The organism is Vibrio sp. 2132-1, from assembly GCF_033344315.1.
On sequence record NZ_JAWPON010000149.1, the window covers coordinates 1 to 924 of the forward strand.

At 45.8% G+C, this 924-nt stretch carries 1 protein-coding gene and 1 pseudogene; both read left to right on the top strand.

Annotated features, from left to right (window positions below; genetic code table 11):
* A pseudogene (locus tag R8N47_RS24050) lies at window positions 1-316 on the top strand (hypothetical protein); the annotation flags it as partial.
* A gap of 4 nt (window positions 317-320) precedes the next feature.
* Window positions 321-924: BatD family protein (locus R8N47_RS24055; RefSeq protein WP_318185959.1), on the top strand; the 604-nt coding region annotated here is incomplete at its 3' end.

Sequence of the window (924 nt, forward strand, 5' to 3'; positions counted from 1 at the left end):
GAATAGTACTAAACAAGAGCAAGGACAGCAGTCACAAAATCAGCAAGACGCTGAAAATAAAAAAGAAAAGCAAAATCCCGAACACAAAGCTAAGCAGCAAAAGACCGAAACGGAAGTAGAAAAGCAAGGTGAGCAAAAAAAAGGTGAACCTATGCAGGCGCAAGCCCAACCAGAAAAAACACTTCAGGATGATCCTGAATTCCGCCGCCTAGAAGCTGTCGAAAGTGCTCGAGATCCAAGCTTTTTGATTCGTGCACAAATGCAGTTGCAAGCTCAACAAAAACAACGTCCACAACAATCTCAGAAGGAGTGGTAAGCCCGTGATGAAAAAAGGCGTACATCTGGTCTTTATTCTTGTGGCCAGCCTGTTATCTAGTTTCTCGGTGATGGCACAAAGCCTCCAGGCAAGTGTCAACAAAACTGAAGTGGCTAAAAATGAAGTCATCAACCTACGGATAATGGCAGACTCAGAAGTGGCGTCCGACGCCATCGACTTCAGCGTATTGGAAAAAGACTTCTTCCTAGGACAGCCTCGCTACGGGCGTTCGAGTAACAACATCAATGGTCGAAAATATCAGCGCACAGAATGGAGCATTTCTATAGCGCCAATGAAAGAAGGGATAATTACGATCCCGAGTTTTTCGGCCGATGGCATGAAAACCGAGCCAATTCAGCTAAAAGTCACGGCGAACAAATCGGCACCCGATCTGGATGATTTGTTCAGCTTCAATATGAGTGTCGATAACCATACGCTATATCCGCAGCAATCTGCGAATTTACGCATGCAACTGATCATCAAGGCCGACACTCGCCGTTTAGACAACCCACAAGTTGTACCACCACGTATTGAAGGCATGAATCTTGAACCTGTTGGTGAAATGCAACAAGGGCAGCGAGTCATTTCTGGGCTTGAAGTGACAGTGG